Annotated in this window: 19 protein-coding genes and 3 pseudogenes; 16 read left to right on the top strand and 6 right to left on the bottom strand. The window is 33.7% G+C overall.

Annotated elements, in window-relative coordinates; translation table 11 throughout:
- Positions 1-47: 47 nt before the first annotated feature.
- From AB5Z52_RS08055 to AB5Z52_RS08040, 4 genes are read right to left on the bottom strand one after another with little or no spacing between them, the layout of a single operon-like run.
- A complete protein-coding gene (locus AB5Z52_RS08055) occupies positions 48-269 on the bottom strand; it encodes a heavy metal-associated domain-containing protein (protein WP_016171823.1) in 222 nt (73 codons plus the stop codon).
- Positions 266-2,725, bottom strand: a complete 2,460-nt coding sequence (locus AB5Z52_RS08050; protein WP_010776397.1) for a heavy metal translocating P-type ATPase — start codon at positions 2,723-2,725, stop codon at positions 266-268. The genes AB5Z52_RS08055 and AB5Z52_RS08050 overlap by 4 nt, the downstream gene beginning before the upstream one ends.
- Positions 2,709-3,068, bottom strand: a complete 360-nt coding sequence (locus tag AB5Z52_RS08045) for a BlaI/MecI/CopY family transcriptional regulator (protein WP_075492184.1) — start codon at positions 3,066-3,068, stop codon at positions 2,709-2,711. The genes AB5Z52_RS08050 and AB5Z52_RS08045 overlap by 17 nt, the downstream gene beginning before the upstream one ends.
- Positions 3,069-3,113: 45 nt before the next feature.
- The gene (locus AB5Z52_RS08040; RefSeq protein WP_016171825.1) at positions 3,114-3,839 is read right to left on the bottom strand and encodes a TIGR01906 family membrane protein; all 726 of its coding nucleotides are present in this window, start codon (positions 3,837-3,839) and stop codon (positions 3,114-3,116) included.
- A gap of 45 nt (positions 3,840-3,884) precedes the next feature.
- Here AB5Z52_RS08040 and lgt point away from each other — a divergent pair, with 45 nt between their 5' ends.
- From lgt to AB5Z52_RS08020, 4 genes are all read left to right on the top strand, one after another.
- Positions 3,885-4,688 carry a prolipoprotein diacylglyceryl transferase gene (gene lgt / locus AB5Z52_RS08035; protein ID WP_010776395.1) on the top strand — a complete coding sequence of 268 codons (804 nt, stop codon included), beginning with the start codon at positions 3,885-3,887 and terminating at the stop codon, positions 4,686-4,688.
- Positions 4,672-4,899, top strand: a complete 228-nt coding sequence (locus AB5Z52_RS08030; RefSeq protein WP_368243521.1) for a DUF2933 domain-containing protein — start codon at positions 4,672-4,674, stop codon at positions 4,897-4,899. The genes lgt and AB5Z52_RS08030 overlap by 17 nt, the downstream gene beginning before the upstream one ends.
- A complete protein-coding gene (locus AB5Z52_RS08025) occupies positions 4,899-5,078 on the top strand; it encodes a DUF2933 domain-containing protein (protein ID WP_002363628.1) in 180 nt (59 codons plus the stop codon). Before AB5Z52_RS08030 ends, AB5Z52_RS08025 begins: the two co-directional genes overlap by 1 nt.
- Positions 5,079-5,232: 154 nt before the next feature.
- On the top strand, positions 5,233-7,326 hold the full coding sequence (locus tag AB5Z52_RS08020) for a heavy metal translocating P-type ATPase (RefSeq protein WP_010776393.1): 2,094 nt from the start codon (positions 5,233-5,235) through the stop codon (positions 7,324-7,326).
- A 978-nt stretch (positions 7,327-8,304) separates the two neighbouring features.
- Here AB5Z52_RS08020 and AB5Z52_RS08015 read toward each other — a convergent pair.
- Entirely contained in the window at positions 8,305-8,715 is a 411-nt protein-coding gene (locus AB5Z52_RS08015; RefSeq protein WP_010776392.1) for a NusG domain II-containing protein, read from the bottom strand.
- 250 nt (positions 8,716-8,965) lie between these two features.
- Between AB5Z52_RS08015 and AB5Z52_RS08010 the strand changes: the two genes are divergently transcribed.
- The 8 genes and pseudogenes from AB5Z52_RS08010 (at position 8,966) to AB5Z52_RS07975 (ending at position 16,570) form a co-directional block, all read left to right on the top strand.
- Positions 8,966-10,237 (top strand): murein hydrolase activator EnvC, encoded by a 1,272-nt coding sequence (locus AB5Z52_RS08010; RefSeq protein ID WP_010776391.1) that lies wholly within the window; start codon positions 8,966-8,968, stop codon positions 10,235-10,237.
- Positions 10,238-10,630 carry a hypothetical protein gene (locus tag AB5Z52_RS08005; protein WP_010776390.1) on the top strand — a complete coding sequence of 131 codons (393 nt, stop codon included), beginning with the start codon at positions 10,238-10,240 and terminating at the stop codon, positions 10,628-10,630.
- Positions 10,594-10,797: pseudogene (locus tag AB5Z52_RS08000) on the top strand (ATP-binding protein); the annotation flags it as partial. The gene AB5Z52_RS08005 and the pseudogene AB5Z52_RS08000, both read left to right, overlap by 37 nt.
- Before the next feature lie 4 nt (positions 10,798-10,801).
- Positions 10,802-12,925, top strand: coding sequence for a CD3337/EF1877 family mobilome membrane protein (locus AB5Z52_RS07995; protein WP_368243520.1), 2,124 nt, complete (start codon positions 10,802-10,804; stop codon positions 12,923-12,925).
- Positions 12,922-13,928 (top strand): annotated as a pseudogene (locus AB5Z52_RS07990) (lysozyme family protein). Before AB5Z52_RS07995 ends, AB5Z52_RS07990 begins: the two are co-directional and overlap by 4 nt.
- Positions 13,929-13,946: 18 nt before the next feature.
- Positions 13,947-14,857: pseudogene (locus AB5Z52_RS07985) on the top strand (conjugal transfer protein).
- A gap of 82 nt (positions 14,858-14,939) precedes the next feature.
- Entirely contained in the window at positions 14,940-15,770 is an 831-nt protein-coding gene (locus AB5Z52_RS07980; protein ID WP_284590687.1) for a hypothetical protein, read from the top strand.
- On the top strand, positions 15,767-16,570 hold the full coding sequence (locus AB5Z52_RS07975; protein WP_284590688.1) for a hypothetical protein: 804 nt from the start codon (positions 15,767-15,769) through the stop codon (positions 16,568-16,570). The genes AB5Z52_RS07980 and AB5Z52_RS07975 overlap by 4 nt, the downstream gene beginning before the upstream one ends.
- 63 nt (positions 16,571-16,633) lie before the next feature.
- Here AB5Z52_RS07975 and AB5Z52_RS07970 read toward each other — a convergent pair whose 3' ends face one another.
- Entirely contained in the window at positions 16,634-18,160 is a 1,527-nt protein-coding gene (locus AB5Z52_RS07970) for a helix-turn-helix domain-containing protein (RefSeq protein WP_010776381.1), read from the bottom strand.
- Positions 18,161-18,321: 161 nt separating this feature from the next.
- Here AB5Z52_RS07970 and AB5Z52_RS07965 point away from each other — a divergent pair, with 161 nt between their 5' ends.
- The 4 genes from AB5Z52_RS07965 to AB5Z52_RS07950 are packed head-to-tail and all read left to right on the top strand — an operon-like array spanning position 18,322 to position 20,222.
- Positions 18,322-18,840, top strand: coding sequence for a hypothetical protein (locus tag AB5Z52_RS07965; RefSeq protein WP_010776380.1), 519 nt, complete (start codon positions 18,322-18,324; stop codon positions 18,838-18,840).
- 41 nt (positions 18,841-18,881) lie between these two features.
- Complete coding sequence (locus AB5Z52_RS07960) at positions 18,882-19,532, top strand: hypothetical protein (RefSeq protein ID WP_010776379.1); 651 nt, start codon at positions 18,882-18,884, stop codon at positions 19,530-19,532.
- 8 nt (positions 19,533-19,540) lie between these two features.
- Positions 19,541-19,849, top strand: coding sequence for a hypothetical protein (locus AB5Z52_RS07955; RefSeq protein WP_368243518.1), 309 nt, complete (start codon positions 19,541-19,543; stop codon positions 19,847-19,849).
- Complete coding sequence (locus AB5Z52_RS07950; RefSeq protein ID WP_368243517.1) at positions 19,836-20,222, top strand: hypothetical protein; 387 nt, start codon at positions 19,836-19,838, stop codon at positions 20,220-20,222. Before AB5Z52_RS07955 ends, AB5Z52_RS07950 begins: the two co-directional genes overlap by 14 nt.
- Positions 20,223-20,290: the final 68 nt, after the last annotated feature.

Here is a 20,290-nt window from a genome sequence, read left to right as displayed (position 1 = left end):
TAAAAGATGTGGAGATTTTGTGTAATTATCTCCACATCTTTTATTTATTAATTGAATTCTTTAGTAGCTGTATATTTAGTATCTTTTAATAATTGATTGATTAAAGTAAGAGATAATCTAGAGTCCGTTTTAAAAGTAACAATTCCTTTTTTCAAATCAATTTTTTCTACAGACAGTGGCTTGTTAGTTTCTAATGTATTTCTAACAGTTGTTGCACAACCAGTGCATTTCATTCCATCTATAGATACAGTTTGCATATATGATGTCATAATGTTTCCTTCTTTCTTGTTCTTGGTTTAAATTTTTTTAGTCGAAGTGCATTTAAAAGTACTGAGACTGAACTGAAGCTCATTGCTGCGCCAGCTATGATCGGACTTAGAAGAGGGCCACCAAAAATGTATAAAACTCCCATTGCTACAGGTATTCCCAATATATTATATGCAAAAGCCCAGAAGAGGTTCTCCTTAATGTTTCGGATTGTTTTTTTGCTCAATTCAATTGCTGTAGGAACAGATTGAAGGTCATCTTTCATCAATATTATATCTGCTGATTCGATTGCGATATCTGTTCCAGAACCAATTGCTATACCTATGTCTGCTTGAGCAAGTGCTGGAGCATCGTTAATACCATCTCCAACCATAGCAACTTTTTGCCCTTCTGCCTGATAAGTCTTTACATGTTGAGCTTTATCCTGAGGTAATACTTCACTAATAACATAATCAATACCTACTTGTTTTGCAATTGCTTTTGCCGTGCGCTTATTGTCACCTGTTAACATAATTACTTTAATTCCTAGTTTTTTTAGTTGTTCAATTGCAAACATGCTAGTTGGTTTGACGGTGTCTGCAACGGCGATAATTCCAAGAAGTATTTGATTGTTTGAAATAAACATAGGGGTTTTTCCTTCAGAGGCTAGCCTGTTTGAATCTTCTTTCAATTTACTAATATCAATATTTTGGGTTTCAAAATATTTTTCATTTCCAAGACTAATGTCTAGCCCATCTAAGTTTGCTTTGATTCCCAAACCAGACAAAGCTTCGAATGAAGTCGGATCAACTAATTCAATGCTGTTTTTCTTTGCTTCTAATACAATTGCCTCACCTAAAGGATGTTCAGAACCTTTTTCAGCAGAAGCAGCTAAAAATAAAAGGAAATTTTTGTCAATATTTTCTGTTGTTACGATATCGGTCACAATTGGTTTCCCCTCAGTTATTGTTCCAGTTTTATCAAAAATTATTGTTTTTAACTGATGGGTAGTTTCTAATGCTTCTCCACTTTTAATTAAAATTCCATTTTCTGCTCCTTTACCAGTTCCTACCATAATTGCAGTTGGTGTTGCAAGACCTAAAGCACAAGGACAGGCGATTACTAGCACTGAAATTAGAATAGTTAGAGAAAATAGAATACTCTGTCCTGATATAAACCAGAGTACGCTAGCTACTAATGAGACAAGAATTACAATTGGCACAAAATAACCTGAAATAATATCAGCTAATTTTGCAATAGGAGCTTTAGAAGTTTGTGCATCTTCCACCAATTTTATAATTTGTGATAATGTCGTATCTTCACCAACTCGAGTTGCTTCATACTTAATTAATCCATTTTTATTTATACTAGAACCAATAACTTTATCCCCAATTTTTTTCTCAACAGGTATGCTTTCACCAGTAAGCATGGATTCATCTATTGAAGTTCTCCCATCAATAACTATGCCATCAACTGGTAATTTTTCACCAGGTTTTGTGATAATCGTATCTCCCACTACAACTGCTTCAATTGGAAGCGATAATTCAATGCCATCTCTAATTATTGTTGCAGTTTTAGGTGCAAGTCCCATGAGTTTTTTTATAGCTTCAGAAGTTTTTCCTTTTGTTAAAGATTCAAGGTACTTTCCTAAAGTTATCAAAGACAAAATTACTGCTGCTGCTTCAAAGTACAATTCATTTGTATATGAATCGTTTCCTTGAATGATTTGCCAAGTTGCAAAAACGCCATATGAGAAAGCAGCACTTGTACCCAGAGCAATCAAAGAATCCATGTTTGGATGTCCTTTGATAAGCGAAGAAAATCCTATCGTGTAGTAAGAATGACTCACAAAGATAACAGGTATAGTGAGAAATAGCTGTATTAAAGCGAAAGTAATTGGATTTACCATAGGATCAATTATTTGAGGAAGAGGTAAATTGAGCATGTGCGCACCAGCAATATACAAAACGGGTATTGTGAAAATAGTGGATACAATGAATCGTCTCCAAATATTTTTTAGCTCATTTTTCTTTTTTTCTTCCTGATCGGTGTTTTCCTCAAGTGAATATAGAGTATAGCCAAGTTTTGAAACAACTTCATCAACTTTGCTAAGTACATTTGGATCTGAAGTAGTTAGTGAAAGTTTTTCTGTTGCTAAATTCACACTGGCATATGTTACATTTTCAATAGAAGACACTGCTTTTTCAATTTTACTTGCACAGGATGCACAAGTCATTCCACTAATTCCAAAATTAGTGGATTCAGTTTGACTCCGTAATTCGGCATCATATCCAATACTCTTCATTGTCTTGATAATAGTATGATTATTTATTTTGGTTTCATCGTACTCCAATTTCAATATTTCTGTAGCCAAATTGACATTGGCTGATTTTACCCCGTTCAATTCACCAATACTCTTCTCTATTGTTGCTGCGCAAGATGCGCAGGTCATTCCATAAATATTAAGTTTTGTTATCATGAATTACCTCCATTTTATTTGAGTTATCCAACTCAGCTAAATAGCTGCTTATTTCAGCAATACATTCACTATTCATTCCTGACATTATTCGTTGGATTTCAAATAATAAAAATTCCTGTTCAGAAATTATTGCTGAATAATAGCGCCGCCTGTTTACTGTACTGTAACAAATTGTTTGTTTGTCTAATAATCTTTTAATGAGCGTTTTTGAGGTAGATGGGTGCCAATTATTACATAACTTCATTTCATGTGTAATAGAACCAGATGGAACAGGTTCCGATTTCCAAATAAATTTTAGGACTTCTAATTCAGAATTAGTCACTTGAATTTGTCTACTTGACATTTTTATCCTCCTTTCGCTAGTGGGAACATCAAGTGTATTAAATTATTAAACCAAATCTTTCTTATTAAATAGCAAGTGGATTTTGGATAACGTAAAGAAATTTATCAAGAAAATTAATACAAAACATGCTAGAAAAAAGGATTCTGGTAAGAAAAGTATAATTGGATCTGTTTCATAGTTAAAGATCCAATCGTTGTTAGTGAAAAATAATTCATGAAAAACAACAAAAGATTTTTCAAAGAATAGTAATGCTATCAGACAAAATGATATCCAAAAAATCTTAAGATAGTGAGATACTATTTTTGCTTGTTCGCGTAGTAAGATTTTTTTGTAGAATAACCAAAATACTACTAATCCAGACAAGATAAGAATGGAATAATTTAGTTGGAAAAGCAATTTAACATCTTTAAAATGATTAATTCCTCTATTAGATAGAAATAAATAATCAAATTTTAGTGATTTTTGAAAAGGATTGTTTAAGTAGCTCATCAAATTCCTAAAATCAATATTCACCTGACTTCTATTCCAAATGTCAAAATTTGAAGCATCTTGAAATAGCAAATTTATTTTGAGCAAACCAGGAAAATTAATTGTAACTGAAATGGCATGCGACAAAGCAAAGACAAATATAGTAAGAAAACTAAATCCTATTTTCAATCGATTAATATGAATAGTACATCCCTCCTTGAGAGAATCATAATAGAGAATTATGTAGAAAATATGTATAGACGTAAAGATATAAAATAATTTGATTCTACATAAAATTTCCATAATCGGCTGATATAGTCATTGCAAGATCAAGAAGGAGGAATGACTTTGAGAGAACCATACAATAGAGTGTTCATATCTTTTGGACCGTTTACTATATACTGGTATGCTGTTTTTATAGTTAGCGGAATTTTGTTAGGATACTTTATTGCTAGTAAAAGGGCAAAGAAAGAAGGGATATCAGAAGATGTAATCTCTGACTTATTGCTGTACGGATTGCCAGTCTCTATAATTTCAGCTAGATTGTACTATGTTTTTTTTGAATTAGATTCTTATATAAGAAATCCAGTAGACATTCTGAAAGTATGGGAAGGTGGACTTGCTATTCATGGAGGCTTGATTGGTGCGGTTGCTACAGGAGTAATCTATTGTAGAAAAAAAAACCTTTCGTTTTGGAAAGTAGCTGACATTGTTGCTCCAAGCATTGTGATCGGTCAAATTATTGGTCGCTGGGGTAACTTTATGAATCAAGAAGCTTATGGTGGTGAAATAAGTAGAGAAGCTCTAAAAGGATTTTTGTTGCCAAATTTTATTGTAAACCAAATGTATATCGATGGAGCTTATAGACAGCCGACATTTCTTTATGAGTCTTTATGGAATATAGGAGTCCTCATCATATTGATATTACTAATTAAGAGAAAGGCATTTAATGGTCAACTCTTCTTGGTATATATTATCATGTACTCAATTGGAAGATTCTGGATAGAGGGCTTGAGAACGGATAGTTTGATGTTGACTCAAAACTTACGGATGGCACAGGTACTATCTATTTCTTTGATCTTTAGCGCTCTTTTAGTATATTTTTATTTAAAAAAAAATAAGGAGGAACACTATAATGGAAACTATACTTAATTATTTACCATTTTTATTGTTGTTAATCTGTCCCATTTCAATGATGTTCATGCATAAAGGGCATGGACATGGAGGGCATAATCATGATAAGGAAGAGGAGCATACTAAGCATACAGAAGCCAATCATGAATTGATACTTTTGAGAAAACAAACAGAACAATTAAAAGAAGAAGTGTCAATTTTAAAAAATTTAGTTAAGGAGCGAATCTAATGCAGTGGCTATTACTTTTACTTTGTCCTATCATGATGATTTTTATGATGAAAGGAATGCACTCAGTTGCTAAAAGTGACAATGATGATCCAATGATGAAAAAGGAATTGGAAAATCTAAAAGCTCAAAATGAAATTTTAAGTAGCGAGTTAAGTGATTTAAAATCTAAATTGAAATAGGAAAACAGCCCAAAAAGTTTTTGGGCTGTATTTTCTCAAAATCCTTTCTGCAAGTATAATAGTTGACATTCTAAAATAATCAGTTATTATTAGTGTGAACATATCGTTTACAAATGTAGTCGTTTTTGAAGTTGAATTTAAGGAGGAACGTAACATGTCTAATAAAGAAACTCATTCTCAACATAATGGACATCATCATGCTACCATGAATCACGAAGATCATCACAATGGACATGATCATGAAAAAATGCATCATACAAATCATGAACATGGGGGAATGGACCATTCAATGCACATGGGTAATCTTAAAGTAAAATTCATTGTATCTCTTTTTCTTTCCATCCCAATTATTCTATTATCTCCAATGATGGGTGGAAAACTGCCATTCCAATTAACTTTTCAAGGATCTGAGTGGATAGTTCTAATCTTAGCTTCAATATTATTCTTTTACGGTGGCATGCCTTTTTTAAAAGGGGCTAAAATGGAATTAGAAATGAAGAATCCAGCAATGATGACATTAATTTCATTAGGTATATCTGTTGCTTACATATACAGTGTATATGCTTTTATTGCTAATAATATAACAAAGAGTAATACTCACGTAATGGATTTCTTCTGGGAGCTTGCTACATTGATATTAATTATGCTATTAGGACACTGGATAGAAATGAATGCTATTAGCAACGCTGGCAATGCGCTCCAAAAAATGGCAGAATTACTACCTAACTCGGCAATAATAGTAGATGAATCTGGCAATACTAAAGAAGTTGATCTGAAAGACGTTCAAGTGGGAGAAAGAGTACTTGTAAAAGCAGGTGAAAAGATTCCAACTGATGGAGTTATTGTAGCCGGAAATACCAATGTCAATGAATCTATGGTAACTGGTGAGTCAAAAGATGTACAAAAAGGATTGAATGATAAGGTTATTGGTGGATCGGTAAATGGTTCAGGTACAATAACCGTAGAAGTAACGGGAACAGGAGAATCTGGTTATCTTTCACAAGTTATGGAATTAGTAAGTAACGCTCAGAAAGAGAAATCTAGAGTGGAATCCTTATCAGATAAAGTTGCAAAACTTTTATTTTATGTTGCATTGATTGTCGGTATTGGCGCGTTCATAATTTGGATGGTCCTTACAGGTGATTTGAATATAGCTCTAGAAAGAATGGTTACTGTGTTAATAATCGCTTGTCCACACGCATTAGGACTTGCTATACCTTTAGTAACAGCTAGATCCACTTCACTGGGAGCGAAGAATGGTTTATTGATTAAGAACCGTCAAGCACTGGAAGTTGCCAAAAAAGTTGATGTTATTATGATGGATAAAACAGGAACTTTGACTGAGGGTAATTTTGCAGTTAATGAGTATCTTTCATTTAGCACTCAGTACACTGAAGAACAAGTACTTGAATTCATGGCAGCACTTGAGCAAAATTCCAGTCATCCACTTTCAGTTGGTGTATTGAAAAAGATAGATGAACTACAGTTGACTATTCCAAAAGCAGAAGATGTAACAAATTTACCTGGTATTGGTTTGGAAGGTCGAGTTAATGGAAAAGATATAAAAATTGTTAGTGTTTCTTATTTAAACAAGAAAAGTATTTCGTATGATAAACAGATGTTTAATGATCTATCTAATCAAGGAAATTCAATTAGCTTTCTACTTTTGGATGATCAGAGTATTGGCCTAGTAGCACAAGGAGATCAAATAAAACCGGAAGCAAAACTCATGGTTGAAAAAATGAAAGCCAGAGGGATTAAACCTGTAATGTTAACAGGGGATAATAAGCAAGTTGCTTCAGTTGTTGCAAAACAATTAGGAATCGACGATGTTCACGCAGAACTTATGCCAGAGGATAAAGAAAAAATTGTAAAAGAATATAAAGATAAGAACTTAATAGTTATGATGGTTGGTGATGGAGTCAATGATGCCCCAAGTTTAGTAAGAGCGAGCATTGGAGTGGCTATTGGTGCCGGGACCGATGTGGCGATAGATTCAGCAGATGTTATTTTGGTGAAAAGTAACCCTTCTGATATATTACATTTTCTATCATTAGCAAAGAATACTCAAAGAAAGATGGTACAGAACTTATGGTGGGGAGCAGGCTATAATATTTTAGCAATACCATTGGCTGCTGGGATATTGGCAAGCTGGGGTATTATTCTTAGCCCGGCTATTGGAGCTATCTTCATGTCACTGAGTACGGTTATAGTTGCTATAAATGCTATGCTACTAAAGATTGATTAAAATATCATTTCAAATTAGTGCTCTGAGAATTGTATAAAATGCTTTAAATACTCTATTTCTATTGTAATTAATAACATAACTTTTTCGGAGTAGTATTTTTCTACTCCGTTTTTTTCAATGAAGTTTAAAGATAGAATCATTTTTTCTAGAAAACGCCATTGTAGTAAAACATAAGAGTGAACTAGTAAACTAAACAATTATTTTATAATATGGATTTCGTTTTTTATGGTCTTAAGGCTTTTCCAAAAGCCTTAAGATCATAAAAAAAACCCATAAGATCAGTTTGTTAAAACATTGACTTTAGGGAATTTATGTTTTGTTAATTTCGTGATATTAATATGAAAAGTTACTTTTGGGTCAGCCTCTTTTAAGTTGAATTAACCTTGATTTATTTTATGGATAACAGTAATAATTTCTGCAAGTGTGTTGATTTAAGTAAAAAAATGGTATTTCCACACTATTTAAAGTTTATAAAATAGATTTAGTGACTACTTAATAGAGAGTTGAAATCATGCGTTATAACAATTCTCCTAGTGATAATATAGTAAAATTTCTTTTTAAATATTCTTTCCCGGTAAAATTTTTTATAAAAAGAGAACTACTTTCATCTGCAAGAGCAAGGTTGACAAATACAATTTTTTCTTAAAACTTCTCTCATTAGCTCATCAATTAATTGAGAGATCTAGTCTTTGAAAGATTTGTTATTGTAATTCTTCATATGGTTCCAACTATTAACGGTTTCTACTTTTATATTTTTTAAAGACTCGTTACTAAGTTGGTTATTAGCTGTTACAGCCAATCCTTTAAAAAAAATCGTTATCAAAAGAGATAAAACTATGGTCCTAATTTTATCTCTTTTTTTGTTTGTAATTTGTCACTTGACTGTTTGTCAAAATCCTTGTTCATCTGTAGCAATCCTCCATAATTCAAGTTCTGTATTGATAAATTGATGTTGAGCAGTGTAGGCATGAAAAAATTTCAGTAAATTAATGGATTTTCATCAACACCTAATACTTCAATAATAAGTTTATGGGGAAGACAGATACTCGTATCACCTGGTCTACTAATCCAACTAGTACGAACTGCAACTTGGTCTGGGCTGTTATCTTCTTTAACTCGAATTTTTCCAGGAGCAACTTCAATAATGTTATATTTCTCTTTGGCCGGGTAATAAGTTTTCTCAAACGATTTTTTGGTAGTAGTTAAGTTAAACTCATCTACTATTTTCCCATCGATTTTAACTACTGCGATAACTTCTGTCATTTTATTTGAATCACTTTTGACAGACGCTTTCCAAGCAGCAATGCCTACGGGAGAAAATGAAGAGATTGATATCAGGATAATGAGGATAATATCCCAAGGTTTTAACATTTTTCTAAAACTATGCATATTTATTATCTCCTATATTAACTTTCTATATCATACATTACAATTATGTGATTTTTATGGAGCTTTCAAATTTTTACATAAAACCTCCATAACTATTAGTTACCTTAATTCTAACTTCAGAGTTTAATAGATATAGTTTTTCGTTTTAAAGGGTAATATTTTCCAAAAATATAAAGTTTGAAAGGAGGATTAATAAAATTAATGAACTCTGACAGTTTTAAGTAAAACAGGAAAGAAGTGAAAGATTAGTTTGAAGAAGTCGCTTATTTTAGTATCTTTAGTAGTCTTACTCTCAGTTTTTGGTAACAGTACTTTTGCTGCTGCACAAACAATTGATGAAAAAATACAAGAAAAAGATAGAGAAATCGAAACTATTGTTAAAGATCAGCAGTCAGCAGAAACTTATTTGGCAGAATTGAATAACCGAATTTCTACTCTACAAAATGAATACCAAAATGCGTTAAATGAGAAAAACTCTCTTGAAGAAGAGCTTAACAGTTTGAGAAATGAAATTACTGAGCTTGAACAAAAGATTGAACGTAGAGACGAAGTGATAGATAAACAAGCCAGAAATGCGCAAGTGAATCAATTAAACGGGTCCGTTCTTTCATTATTGATCAATTCAGAATCTTTAACTGATGTTGTTAATAAAACAATAGGCATGACAAAACTTGTAAATGCAAATAACGAGATAATGAGTGCCCAAAAAGATGACAAAGAAAAATTAGAAATATTAGAAAATGATATTGAAAATAAATTAATTGAGGCTGAAAAAAAGACGAATGAATTAGAAGAGAAAGAAATGGCCCTTGCAAATGACAAATTAGACCAAGATATTAAGATAAAAGGAATCTCTGCAACTTTGGCAACTGAAAAAGCTGAAAAAGAAAAGTTTGAAATTCAAAAAATTGAAGCTGAAAAAAAGAAGCAGGAAGAGCTAAGAGTTTTAGAGGAAGAGAAGAGAAAAGAAGCCGAAGCACAAGCGATATTAGAAGCCCAAGAAGCTGAATTAATAAAAAAAGAAACGTCTAATGTAAATTCAACTAATCAAGTTGTTGATTCTAAACCTTCAATAAGCAATCCTAATATAACTGATGTGAAACCAGCACCAACCCCAAGTACATCAGGGTGGGGAGCACCAGTATCTAACATTATTGTGACAAGTCCATTTGGTTCTAGACCAGACCCTACTGGTATCTCTGGAACTTTTCATAATGGGATCGACATGGGTGGTACATCAAATACTCCAATTCTAGCAACTAGGAGTGGAACTGTTTTGCAAGCAGCTTTTGAAGCAACTGCAGGAAATTACATTATTATCGATCATGGTGACGGCTACTATTCATACTATTTTCATATGAGTAGCCTTGTCGCATCTGCAGGACAAACAGTTAGTGCTGGACAGACTATCGGTGTGATGGGAACAACAGGAAATTCTACAGGCGTTCATCTCCATTTTAGTGTAGCAACAAGTCAAAATTGGACTGGATTTGTTGATCCTGCACCTTTACTTGGAATATAGATGTATAAAAGAAGCAAACTAAAAAGAATTACTATTAATGTGTTAATGGTAGTAATGTTGGTTATTGGTTTTGGATTGATTTTCAATAATCAAATTCGATCGTACATGTTGAGTCAACGAACGAAACAATACAATCTTACAAATTTCACTCAGGAGAAACTCGAAAAAAATTTAAAGAAATCAGGAAACTTTGATTTTGACTCTGTAGAATCAATATCAAATGAGCTAGTATTAAAAACCCAATTTGATAATACAGAGCTTCCTGTAATTGGTGGAATTAACATACCATCAGTGAAAATATCGTTACCAGTACTTAAAGGATTGGATAACATCTCACTTCTCACGGGAGCAGGAACTATGAAATCAAGAAGACTTTGGAATTCTTTGGCTTAGATCAAGGAGATGAAAACAACCAAAAACGCTTGCGAGATTTGGAAAACGGTCAATGCTTGATGCAAGATTTGTATGGTCGAGTGGGTGTGGTCCAAGTTCATCCAGTCTTTGAAGAACTCTTCCATGCTTTTGATACCCGTCCACCGGTTCAAGAGAGAATGGAGTGAGGGGATGAAAAAGAAACTTTTTCGGATTGTGGCAATCGTTTTTATTAGCATCATCATCCTGACAATTCTATTGAGTTTAGTCGGTACGGTAGCAGAGGCGACAGGTCTGGTTGATGATACAGTTGAAGCAGGAAATTTATATTCTCAATATTCACTGAACAACTATCAACTAGATTTCTTTGTGGATAGTTCATGGGATTGGTTACCTTGGAATTGGGGTGATGGCTTAGGCAAGAGCGTAATGTATGGTCTTTATGCCATTACTAATTTTATTTGGACTGTGAGTCTGTATTTGTCGAATGCCACAGGTTATGTAGTTCAAGAAGCTTACAAGTTGGATTTCATTTCAGACACAGCTGAAAGTATTGGGAAAAACATTCAAACCTTAGCCGGCATTACCGAAAATGGACTTCAGACCTCGGGTTTTTACTTTGGGTTTCTATTATTAATGATTTTAGCTCTAGGAGTTTATGTGGCGTATACGGGTCTACTCAAACGAGAAACTACCAAAGCAGTTCGAGCCGTATTAAATTTTGTGATGATTCTTCTACTTTCAGGTTCGTTCATTGCGTATGCGCCCACCTATATCACAAAAATCAATGACTTTAGCTCAGATGTTAGTGAAGCGTCCCTTACCCTTGGGACCGAGATTGTTGTACCGAATTCGGAAAGCCAAGGAAAAGATAGTGTGGACTTGATTCGAGATAGCTTGTTTTCCATTCAAGTCCAACAACCTTGGTTACTATTACAATTTGATGATTCCAACATAGAAGAAATTGGCGAAGACCGGGTCAACAAGATTCTATCTGTAAGTCCAGATGAAAACAAAGGCAAAGATCGGGAAGAAGCGGTCAAAGCGGAGATTGAAGACAATGACAATGCGAATTTAAGTATTACCAAAACCATGAACCGCTTAGGGACCGTGGTCTTTTTGGTGTTGTTCAATATTGGCATATCCTTATTTGTCTTTCTACTAACTGGGATGATGTTGTTCTCGCAAATTCTCTTCATTATCTTTGCGATGTTTCTTCCTATCAGTTTTTTATTGTCCATGTTGCCAACTTATGAAAGTTTGGGAAAGAAGGCGATTATTCGCTTGTTTAATACGATTATGATGCGAGCGGGAGTGACATTAGTCATCACGACTGCATTTAGTATTTCCACGATGTTTTTCAACATTTCCGCTACTTATCCCTTCTTTATGGTAGCTTTTCTACAAATTGTGACCTTTGCCGGTATCTATTTCAAATTGGGTGACATTATGAGTATGTTCAATCTCCAAAGTAATGATAGCCAATCAATGGGCAGACGGGTTATGCGAAAACCGCAAATGTTGATGAATCGTAAACTTCAGCAACTCAATCGAAATGTAGGGCGAACTTTAGCTTTTGGTGGAGGTGCAGTAGTTGGAAATAAGTTGTCAAAGGAACAATCGAAATCCAAATTTAAGCCATCCGGTTCTGCTCTACGAAAGAATTCACGATTAGCTAACGATCACGAGGTACCATCTGACTTGAATAAGGAAAATCCAATTTCAAATAATAAAAAACAATCTCGAATGAATTTGGCCGGGAGAAAAATAGGCAAAGTTCTGGATACCCAAGCTTTGGTGAAAGATAAGACCAAACAAGTAAAGGATCAGGTACGAAATACACCAACTAACTTGAAATACAACCTCTATAAAGGAATCGAAAAGACGAAAAAAGCACCAGAAGAGTTCAAGCGTGGACTGGTTCAAGAAAAAGCAGATCGAGGAGAGTTACGAGAAAAGCAACGACAACGTAGAGACGAGAAAATGGCTGAAAAGCGTAAAGTATTAAACGAAACAGGGAATCGCCATGGGAAAAGAAGGGAAAATGTTTCAATAGATAAAGCGGCTCAATCTCAAAAAGATAGGACGCTGAAAAAAGAAGCACCAAAGCGGACTAAGAGAGTAAATTCGAATTCCGAAATCAAACGAAAACTCGCTAGTCAAGAAATCATTTCAAAAGGGAAAAGCCAATCATCAAGTAAGAAAAATTATTTCCAACAAGTGAAACAGCGGTCTACTCTTTCAAAGCGAACCAATCAAAAAGTACAAAAAAGAATGAATCCCCATCCGAAATCAAGGTCGGGTGAGAAAAAATGAATGTAAAGAAAGTAAGTGCCATTTCGCTAGCTTTTCTGACCATCTCCTTTATGGGCATCTTGATGTGTGTGGGCTTGTTGTTTGGGGAAGACAGTGAAGGAAGTGATAGTTCTGGCACTACTCCTGGGGGGGAAGTAGTGTCTCAGAAGAAGTATTGAAACACCGTACAATGGTGGAAAAATATGCTAAAGAATCGGATATCTCAGAGTATGTCCCAATTCTTTTGGCGATTATTCAAGTGGAATCTGGTGGCACAATGGAAGACGTTATGCAGAGTTCTGAGTCAGCCGGCTTACCACCGAATTCATTAAGTACCGAGGCATCCATCAAACAAGGGTGTCTCTATTTTGCGTCTTTGGTTAAGCGTTCTAAAGAATTAGGTTGCGATCAAGATAGTATCATTCAGGCCTATAACTATGGTGGCGGGTATCTGGATTATGTTGCGAAAAACGGGAAGAAGCACAGTTTTGCTTTAGCAGAATCTTTTTCAAAGGGAAAATCAGGTGGTCAAAAAGTCGATTACCCAAATCCCATCGCGGTTAAAGAAAATGGTGGTTGGCGGTATAACTATGGCAATATGTTTTATTGCTTATTAGTGAAGCAATACCTAACCACGACACAGTTTGATGATAAAACTGTTCAAGGGATTTTTGACGAGGCGTTTAAGTATGAAGGAACGGCCTATGTATTTGGTGGATCAAGTCCCGAAACGGGTTTTGATTGTAGTGGATTAACCCAATGGTGTTATGCCAAAGTTGGTTTGAAACTCCCTCGGGTCGCTCAGGATCAGTATGATGCCATGACCCATATTGATCTAAAAGATGCCAAACCAGGTGATTTAGTTTTCTTTCATTCAACCTATGATGCCGGTACTTATGTGACTCATGTGGGTATTTATGCGGGAGATAATCGGATGTTTCACGCAGGGAATCCAGTGGGCTGGACAAATCTAACAGAAAGCTATTGGCAGCAGCATCTTATTGGATCTGGCCGATACAATTAAAAGAAAAGAGGAATGAAGATGAAGATAAAAATTGAACGAAATCAAAAGGAAAAGACCCCAAAAAAGAAGAAAGAACGAGTCGTATCCGTGGGTAAGCATCGAAAAATGGTGCTTGCCCTTTGGCTTTTATTGTCTTGTAACCTTGTTTTTGGCATCTATAAAAATTTCACCGCCATTGATCAACATACGACTCATGAAAAATAGTTGTACAAGAGAAGATAGTGAATACTTCTGGTGTTGAAAGTTTTACGAAGGATTTTGCGAAAGAATATTTTTCATGGAAGAATAATAAAGAAGTAATCGAAAAGAGAATGACTAATCTTGAACAGTATCTTGCAGAAGAAGGACTCGCTTTGAGCCAAGATATGATTCGAGCGGATATTCCTACTAGTTCCGAAGTTCAATCGGTAAGAATTTTTGATGTTGAAAAGGGTTCAGATGATTTTGTCGTTTCATTTTTAGTAGGTTAAAAGATTACAGAAGGGAAAAAAACGCAGCAAGTTTCATTTGCTTACCGAGTGACAATATATGAAGATAAGAAAGGAAACCATATTGTGTCCAGCTTGCCTACTATGATTGGAAAACCAGAAAAGGGGAAGTATAAGACAAAACAAGTAGAAACTGATTCAGAAATTGATGCTAAAACAACGGAAGAAATCACCGAGTTTCTAGAGACATTCTTCAAGATTTATCCAACTGCTTCCGAAAAAGAACTTGAGTATTATGTAGAAAATAGTGTCGTTACACCAATAAATACTACATTGAGGTTTATAGATTTTACTAATCCTATTTTCCGACAAAAAGGAGAGAATTATCAAGTTTCAGTGGTAGCAAAGTACCTTGATGATACTACAAAAGCAACAGATAATTTCCAGTATTCTTTTGTTTTACAAAAGTCGGAAAATTGGAAGGTCATAGAAGCATATTAGCTAGATAATAATAAATTTATCTTTTGTAATTTGATATTATATAATAATAACAAAACTATTCATTCATGAGAGGTGAGACTAAATGATTACATTAGATAAATTTATTGAAAAAAGATTGAAAGATGATCAGAAGAACTTATTTGACTTAAAAAAGAAAGATGTTAATCTACAGGATTGTGTAAATTATGTTTTTGAATATTTTAATACTTATATTAACATTGATAAAACTCAATCTTTGCAAATTGAAAACAATGAAAAACTGGAAAAATATCAAAAGCAAGTCGATAAATACTCAACAAATGTACAGAAATGGCTTATAGAGGTATATTCTCGTTATAACAAAAAAATGAATCAGCAAATTTCAAAATTGCTAAATAAAATGGATACTTTTTTACTAACAAATTCACCTGATAGTTTCAGAAAATATTCATATAAATGCTATTCCTTACTAATTAAAAAGTATCCCTTTATGGAAAACTATATAGATCAACTTTACGAGTATATTGTTGATGAACATAGAGTTTTGAATATTAATTATTTGGGCGAGAATGAGCCAGTGATGAACTTTAATGAAAAAATCAACAATTATATCAAGAAAACAAATGATAAATATAATGTTAATTTACTTATCTGGGCAGAAAATTATGCATCAAATTTTTCTGAATATGAACATATGTGGCCCGCTGGTACGTATGATAATTTAGATTTTGGTAAATACTATAATCCGATGAAGGCTAAGAAAAATAGGTTTAATATAGATGCTATATATTCTCGACTGTCAACTTTACCATATATCAGGGGAAAAAAGAAAATTTTGGAAATATTGGTTATGTATTATTGGCATAATCAAATTTCACCAATTGAGGAAGAGCTTTACAAAAAATATATGAAGCAAGCTTGTGAATCCATATGAAGATAGAGGAATATATTAAACTTAGAAAAAAATATGAAGGATTTGATGAAACAGAATATAAGAATAAAGAAGATAACATTCGGAAATTAATAGAGTATATTTTTGATTTCTATAAAATCTTAGAGGACGATCAAAGTTCCCAGAAAAATCTACAATTAAAAGAATTGAGAAGAAAAGTCAATTATCAGTATGAGATTGACTCATTTAGTGAAGATACGCAGCGGTGGTTGATTAAACTATTTAATCAATATAATGTGAAAGTTAATCGTAAACTTTCTATTGTGTTAGATGATACTGATTACTTTTTACTGATTTCAGATGAAAAAGATTGGGAAAAATTATCGTATAGTTTATTCGCTGAAGTGGTAAGAAAACAGGCTTATTTAAGTGAATATCCTTTAGAAATATTATCCTTTGCAAAGGACTATTACGGAATTTATAGTAAAAACACTAGCCTATCAAGCTTTAAATACCAAATAAGTTTAAAGTCAAAAAAATTTATTAAAGATGTTCATAATGAATATGGAATTAATCTTGTTGCATGGGCGAAAAGTTACTTAAATTATTTTTATAGCAGAGTTACACTATGGCCAGTCTCTCACAGAATTGAAACAGAAGAAGATGGCAAAAGAATTGTTCAGTATAATATGAATGCTAATAGAAATGTTTTCGCACTTAATGTTGTGCTAGAGAAGCTTTCTGACTCAAATGGTGTTTCTAGTTTATTGAAGAAAAATAAAAAAATTTTAGTAGAATTGCTAAGAGAGGAAAGCAGGCAATTAGAAATTATAAGAAAATAGTAATTCATCATTTTGTTATATAACGTAAAAAAGATACTTGAATAAAAATTCAAGTATCTTTTTTTAATACTTATAAATACTGTTCTGCTTTTGTACTATGGACAGATCAAAGTCTTGTTTATTATTCACGATTTCATTGTAGACAGTGAGTATGTTCTCAAAATCTTTTGGAGTAGGATTTGAATGAATAGATACTACGGTACACTCTGGTACGAACAGTGATGGAAGATTGGTTATCAAAAGATCGTACTTACACATTCTTTCTCTAACTGAGGTAAGGCTAGTAGCGTCAATCAAATCCACATTCACTCGCGTTTTTAAATGATACATAATATCTTCTTTCAAAAAATTACAGTGTTCGTAGCTCGTATTGAAAAAGAGTCCAGTCTTAATAGTTGGCGATTTTTGTTCCAATTGATCAGATAATGAGTCCCATGAAGTGACCACCATAAATAGTAATCGATTAATAACGGAATCATCTACATAAATTGGTAAATCACTATTTAAAAAATAACGAGATACAATTTCTTTGACCCTTTGTGTGAATCCCTCGTAATAATTATTGAGATTGATAAAAAATTCTTCATTAGGATTATAAAGGATTTTTGCAGGTCCCCAAATATAAGTGGTTGCGTTGTATAGATAAAGCATAAGTTCTTCTTTATTTGATAGGATTAGATTTTCCTTTTCAACAATTGAGTTTAATGTATTTTCTATCGCGACACGAAGATGATTAATTTTTGGATTTAAGGAGCATTTTTGATTTAAATCTGTCATTGACCATGCATATTTGTCATTGAAAAATATATAAAATAATCGATATATGCTCTTTGAGGTTATCTCAGTGTGATAGTGTTGAAAAAGTTTTTGAGTTAACTCTTCTGAAAAAGTAAACCCATGTTTTTGGTCATTTTGTGATTGGCTTGGAAGTAAATGACCTCTGCGAATGCGTATAAAATTAATAAATAACATAGTTCTAAATTTATTTACATAAGAATAGGTTTGGCGTGCAGGTGTTTGTAAAAATGGGTAGCAATCCATAAACTCTTGCATGACCTCATCCATCAATTCAACATCGTTCTCAGTAATTACTTTTTCAATGAGTCCATATTTTTCGATTAAGTAGCAAAAATAGAACCAGCATATTTTTCTTTCATCACCGATTATGTCCATATAGGTACAGTCAATGTGAAAGTCGAAAGGAGCTAAAAGTTCATTGATTGTTCCTATCTTTCTTTTCAATGTAGAAATGCTGAGGAAAAGATGATCAGCTAAAGAGGTCAAGTTGGTATGTCTACTTAAAAAGATTTCTTCAAGTATGGAGAATCTTGCAGACTGATTGTAAAGTGCAGAAAAAATAAAAAAAGGATTTTGATCAGGCATGAGAATTAGCCGTACACCAAGTTGTTTACTACTTTCCAGTTTAGCTGGGTTGATGTATCGGTTGATATCTCCAATACTTTTACGAACTGTGCTTTCAGAGATTTGGGTAAATTTCGAAATAGTACTTATTTTTTCCCAGTCTCTATAAATGAGAAATTTAATGATTTGATAGTGTCGTTGTAAGTTTTTTTCTAATAATGTTTCCATATGGAGCCTCCAATAGTTAACGAACGTTAGATTAAAAATGAACTTTCTCAATGAGAAGTATTGCTCTATAGTTATCACCGTTGTTGGAAACATAGGTAAGCTGACAAGTTACAATTATTATAACAACATTAGAGTAAGAAAAACAATGGAAGGTAAGGAGAATGGAAAGAAAAAAACGATCAAGAATTGTTATCCTTTTAATTTTGTTGATAGCTCTGTTAGTGGGAAGTGTGTACTACTATTTTTTAACTCATCAAACTGCTCCCAATGTAGTTGCTGGCGAAACTGATGGAAAATCAGGTGAGTTTGTTAAGGATATGAGCGAAAAAGAGTTCGAAGAGCTCCTTCAATCAAAGGCGGATAAAAGCGAAGTACGTTTGAAAATGAATTCTGATATGGTTTTTGAATCATCATCAGAGGTTGGCGAGGTCAGTATATTAAATCCGGCAAGTAATCAATATGCCATACGCGTTCAGACTACAATTGATGGAGAGAAAAAAGTTGTTTATGATTCAGGTCTCATTAAGCCAAAACAATATGTATCCCAAGGAAAATTAAGCACTACCATCAAAAAAGGTGTTTATAAAACACAAAATTTAGTCACTTATTATGAGAACGATGAGGCACAAAAAAAGGTTGGAGAAACCCTAGTAGTAGGGCAATTATCTGTGAATAACTAGAATATCTAGTTATAAATAATAGAAACAATGGAGGAACAAAAATGAAAAAAACGCAATTTGTAGCACTTTTCGGTGTAGTCGCATTTGGAGGAGCAGCATTATTAGGTCCATCAGCTGCGTTTGCCTATGAAGATGGTCAACCAGATCCGAATACCCAACCACAGGAAGTCAAAAAACAAGATTCTGCTACTATTCCGGCAGAAGGAACATTTAAAGAATTTGACCCAACAGATCCAACAGACCCAACTCAACCAGATCCAGATCCAACAGATCCTGCATGGGTTGATGTAAAAATTCCAACAAAAATCTTATTTGGTCAAACGGATGTAAGTACAGGTATTATTTCTCCACTTTATGAAATTGAAAATCTTTCCTCAAAAGGAGTTAAGATTTCTGTTAACGATTTTAAGGATAGTGGTACACCGGGAGGATCTGGGAGTCAAACGGATGCTGAAAAAATTAGTGATAAGTTGACTTTGAACTTAACCAATAAAACTGCAAACAAAGACATTGCTTTGCACACGACAGACCCACAAAATCCTGCTCAATTCCCGGCGGAAATTGGCACTTTGAATCCAACTGGAGACAAGCTTGAATTTAAATTAAGTGGTGGGGTAGCAACAGGGTTTAATTTTGAAAAGAATGCTTTAAATCCACAATATGATTTAGTTCTTAAGTTTGAAGTTCTATAGGAATTGATATGAAAAAATACTATGGTTTTATATTGCTATCGTTAGTAATCATTCTAACTTTTATTTGTTCAATCGAGACCTTCGCTGAGTCATCAAGTATTCAATTTAATCATATTCCGATTGAGGGAATCATTGGCAAAGGAAACGACCAACATTCTGATGTAGTTGATGAAAACCAAAGTGATAAGATGGAGAAATTACCACAATTAGGCAATGAAGGAGATAATAGTAATTTTCTTTCCTTCATTGGAGTGGTTCTTATACTTATAGCTTTAGAGCTGAGATTTCTATTGGGAGGCGCTTATGCGAAAAAGTAGCATTTCTTTGATTATGGCTTTCGTTTGCATTATTGGAAGTCTGTCATTTCCCAGATATAGCTTTGCAAGTGATTCAGGAGTTACCGCTTCAGGAGTTGCACAAGATGCTACTGAGACTGAGTGGAATAAGCTTGATACTTTTTTGACACAGGCTCTTATACCAAAAAAAGAGGGTACGTCCATTTCGTATGATTATCCCACAAACTTTGAGACTTACTGTACGAATTGGGAAATGAATGAATACAATTTTACCGGTCCTGCCAAACGAGTCATAACAAAAATCACTAGCTCTGATCCAAATACGGTAATTCCGACGTATACAGATCATTCCATTAATTTGACACGAGGCAAAGGAAATACAGGGTGGATTTGAGTCAATACCTCGGACACGATTTGTGAGAGTTTTTTCGAGATTCCGGCGGGCGATCGTCTCATCGTTTC

It is taken from the genome of Enterococcus sp. RTP21361st1_A6_RTP21361_211029 (assembly GCF_040910045.1).
Taxonomy (GTDB): Bacteria; Bacillota; Bacilli; order Lactobacillales; family Enterococcaceae; genus Enterococcus_D; species Enterococcus_D gallinarum.
The sequence above is the reverse complement of the archived record's forward strand: the minus strand, read 5'-3'. Positions and strand labels throughout refer to the sequence as shown.

What these genes read in the sequence shown, in the direction of transcription:
- AB5Z52_RS08045 (WP_075492184.1), bottom strand. Translation starts at nt 3,068, where the DNA reads ATGTCAAGTAGACAAATTCAAGTGACTAATTCTGAATTAGAAGTCCTA.
- AB5Z52_RS08005 (WP_010776390.1), top strand. Translation starts at nt 10,238, where the DNA reads ATGTATAAAAGAAGCAAACTAAAAAGAATTACTATTAATGTGTTAATG.
- AB5Z52_RS07980 (WP_284590687.1), top strand. Translation starts at nt 14,940, where the DNA reads ATGATTACATTAGATAAATTTATTGAAAAAAGATTGAAAGATGATCAG.
- AB5Z52_RS08030 (WP_368243521.1), top strand. Translation starts at nt 4,672, where the DNA reads ATGGAAACTATACTTAATTATTTACCATTTTTATTGTTGTTAATCTGT.
- AB5Z52_RS08025 (WP_002363628.1), top strand. Translation starts at nt 4,899, where the DNA reads ATGCAGTGGCTATTACTTTTACTTTGTCCTATCATGATGATTTTTATG.
- AB5Z52_RS07960 (WP_010776379.1), top strand. Translation starts at nt 18,882, where the DNA reads ATGAAAAAAACGCAATTTGTAGCACTTTTCGGTGTAGTCGCATTTGGA.
- AB5Z52_RS07970 (WP_010776381.1), bottom strand. Translation starts at nt 18,160, where the DNA reads ATGGAAACATTATTAGAAAAAAACTTACAACGACACTATCAAATCATT.
- AB5Z52_RS07965 (WP_010776380.1), top strand. Translation starts at nt 18,322, where the DNA reads ATGGAAAGAAAAAAACGATCAAGAATTGTTATCCTTTTAATTTTGTTG.
- AB5Z52_RS07950 (WP_368243517.1), top strand. Translation starts at nt 19,836, where the DNA reads ATGCGAAAAAGTAGCATTTCTTTGATTATGGCTTTCGTTTGCATTATT.
- AB5Z52_RS07955 (WP_368243518.1), top strand. Translation starts at nt 19,541, where the DNA reads ATGAAAAAATACTATGGTTTTATATTGCTATCGTTAGTAATCATTCTA.
- AB5Z52_RS07995 (WP_368243520.1), top strand. Translation starts at nt 10,802, where the DNA reads ATGAAAAAGAAACTTTTTCGGATTGTGGCAATCGTTTTTATTAGCATC.
- AB5Z52_RS08050 (WP_010776397.1), bottom strand. Translation starts at nt 2,725, where the DNA reads ATGATAACAAAACTTAATATTTATGGAATGACCTGCGCATCTTGCGCA.
- AB5Z52_RS08055 (WP_016171823.1), bottom strand. Translation starts at nt 269, where the DNA reads ATGACATCATATATGCAAACTGTATCTATAGATGGAATGAAATGCACT.
- AB5Z52_RS08040 (WP_016171825.1), bottom strand. Translation starts at nt 3,839, where the DNA reads ATGGAAATTTTATGTAGAATCAAATTATTTTATATCTTTACGTCTATA.
- AB5Z52_RS07975 (WP_284590688.1), top strand. Translation starts at nt 15,767, where the DNA reads ATGAAGATAGAGGAATATATTAAACTTAGAAAAAAATATGAAGGATTT.
- AB5Z52_RS08015 (WP_010776392.1), bottom strand. Translation starts at nt 8,715, where the DNA reads ATGCATAGTTTTAGAAAAATGTTAAAACCTTGGGATATTATCCTCATT.
- AB5Z52_RS08020 (WP_010776393.1), top strand. Translation starts at nt 5,233, where the DNA reads ATGTCTAATAAAGAAACTCATTCTCAACATAATGGACATCATCATGCT.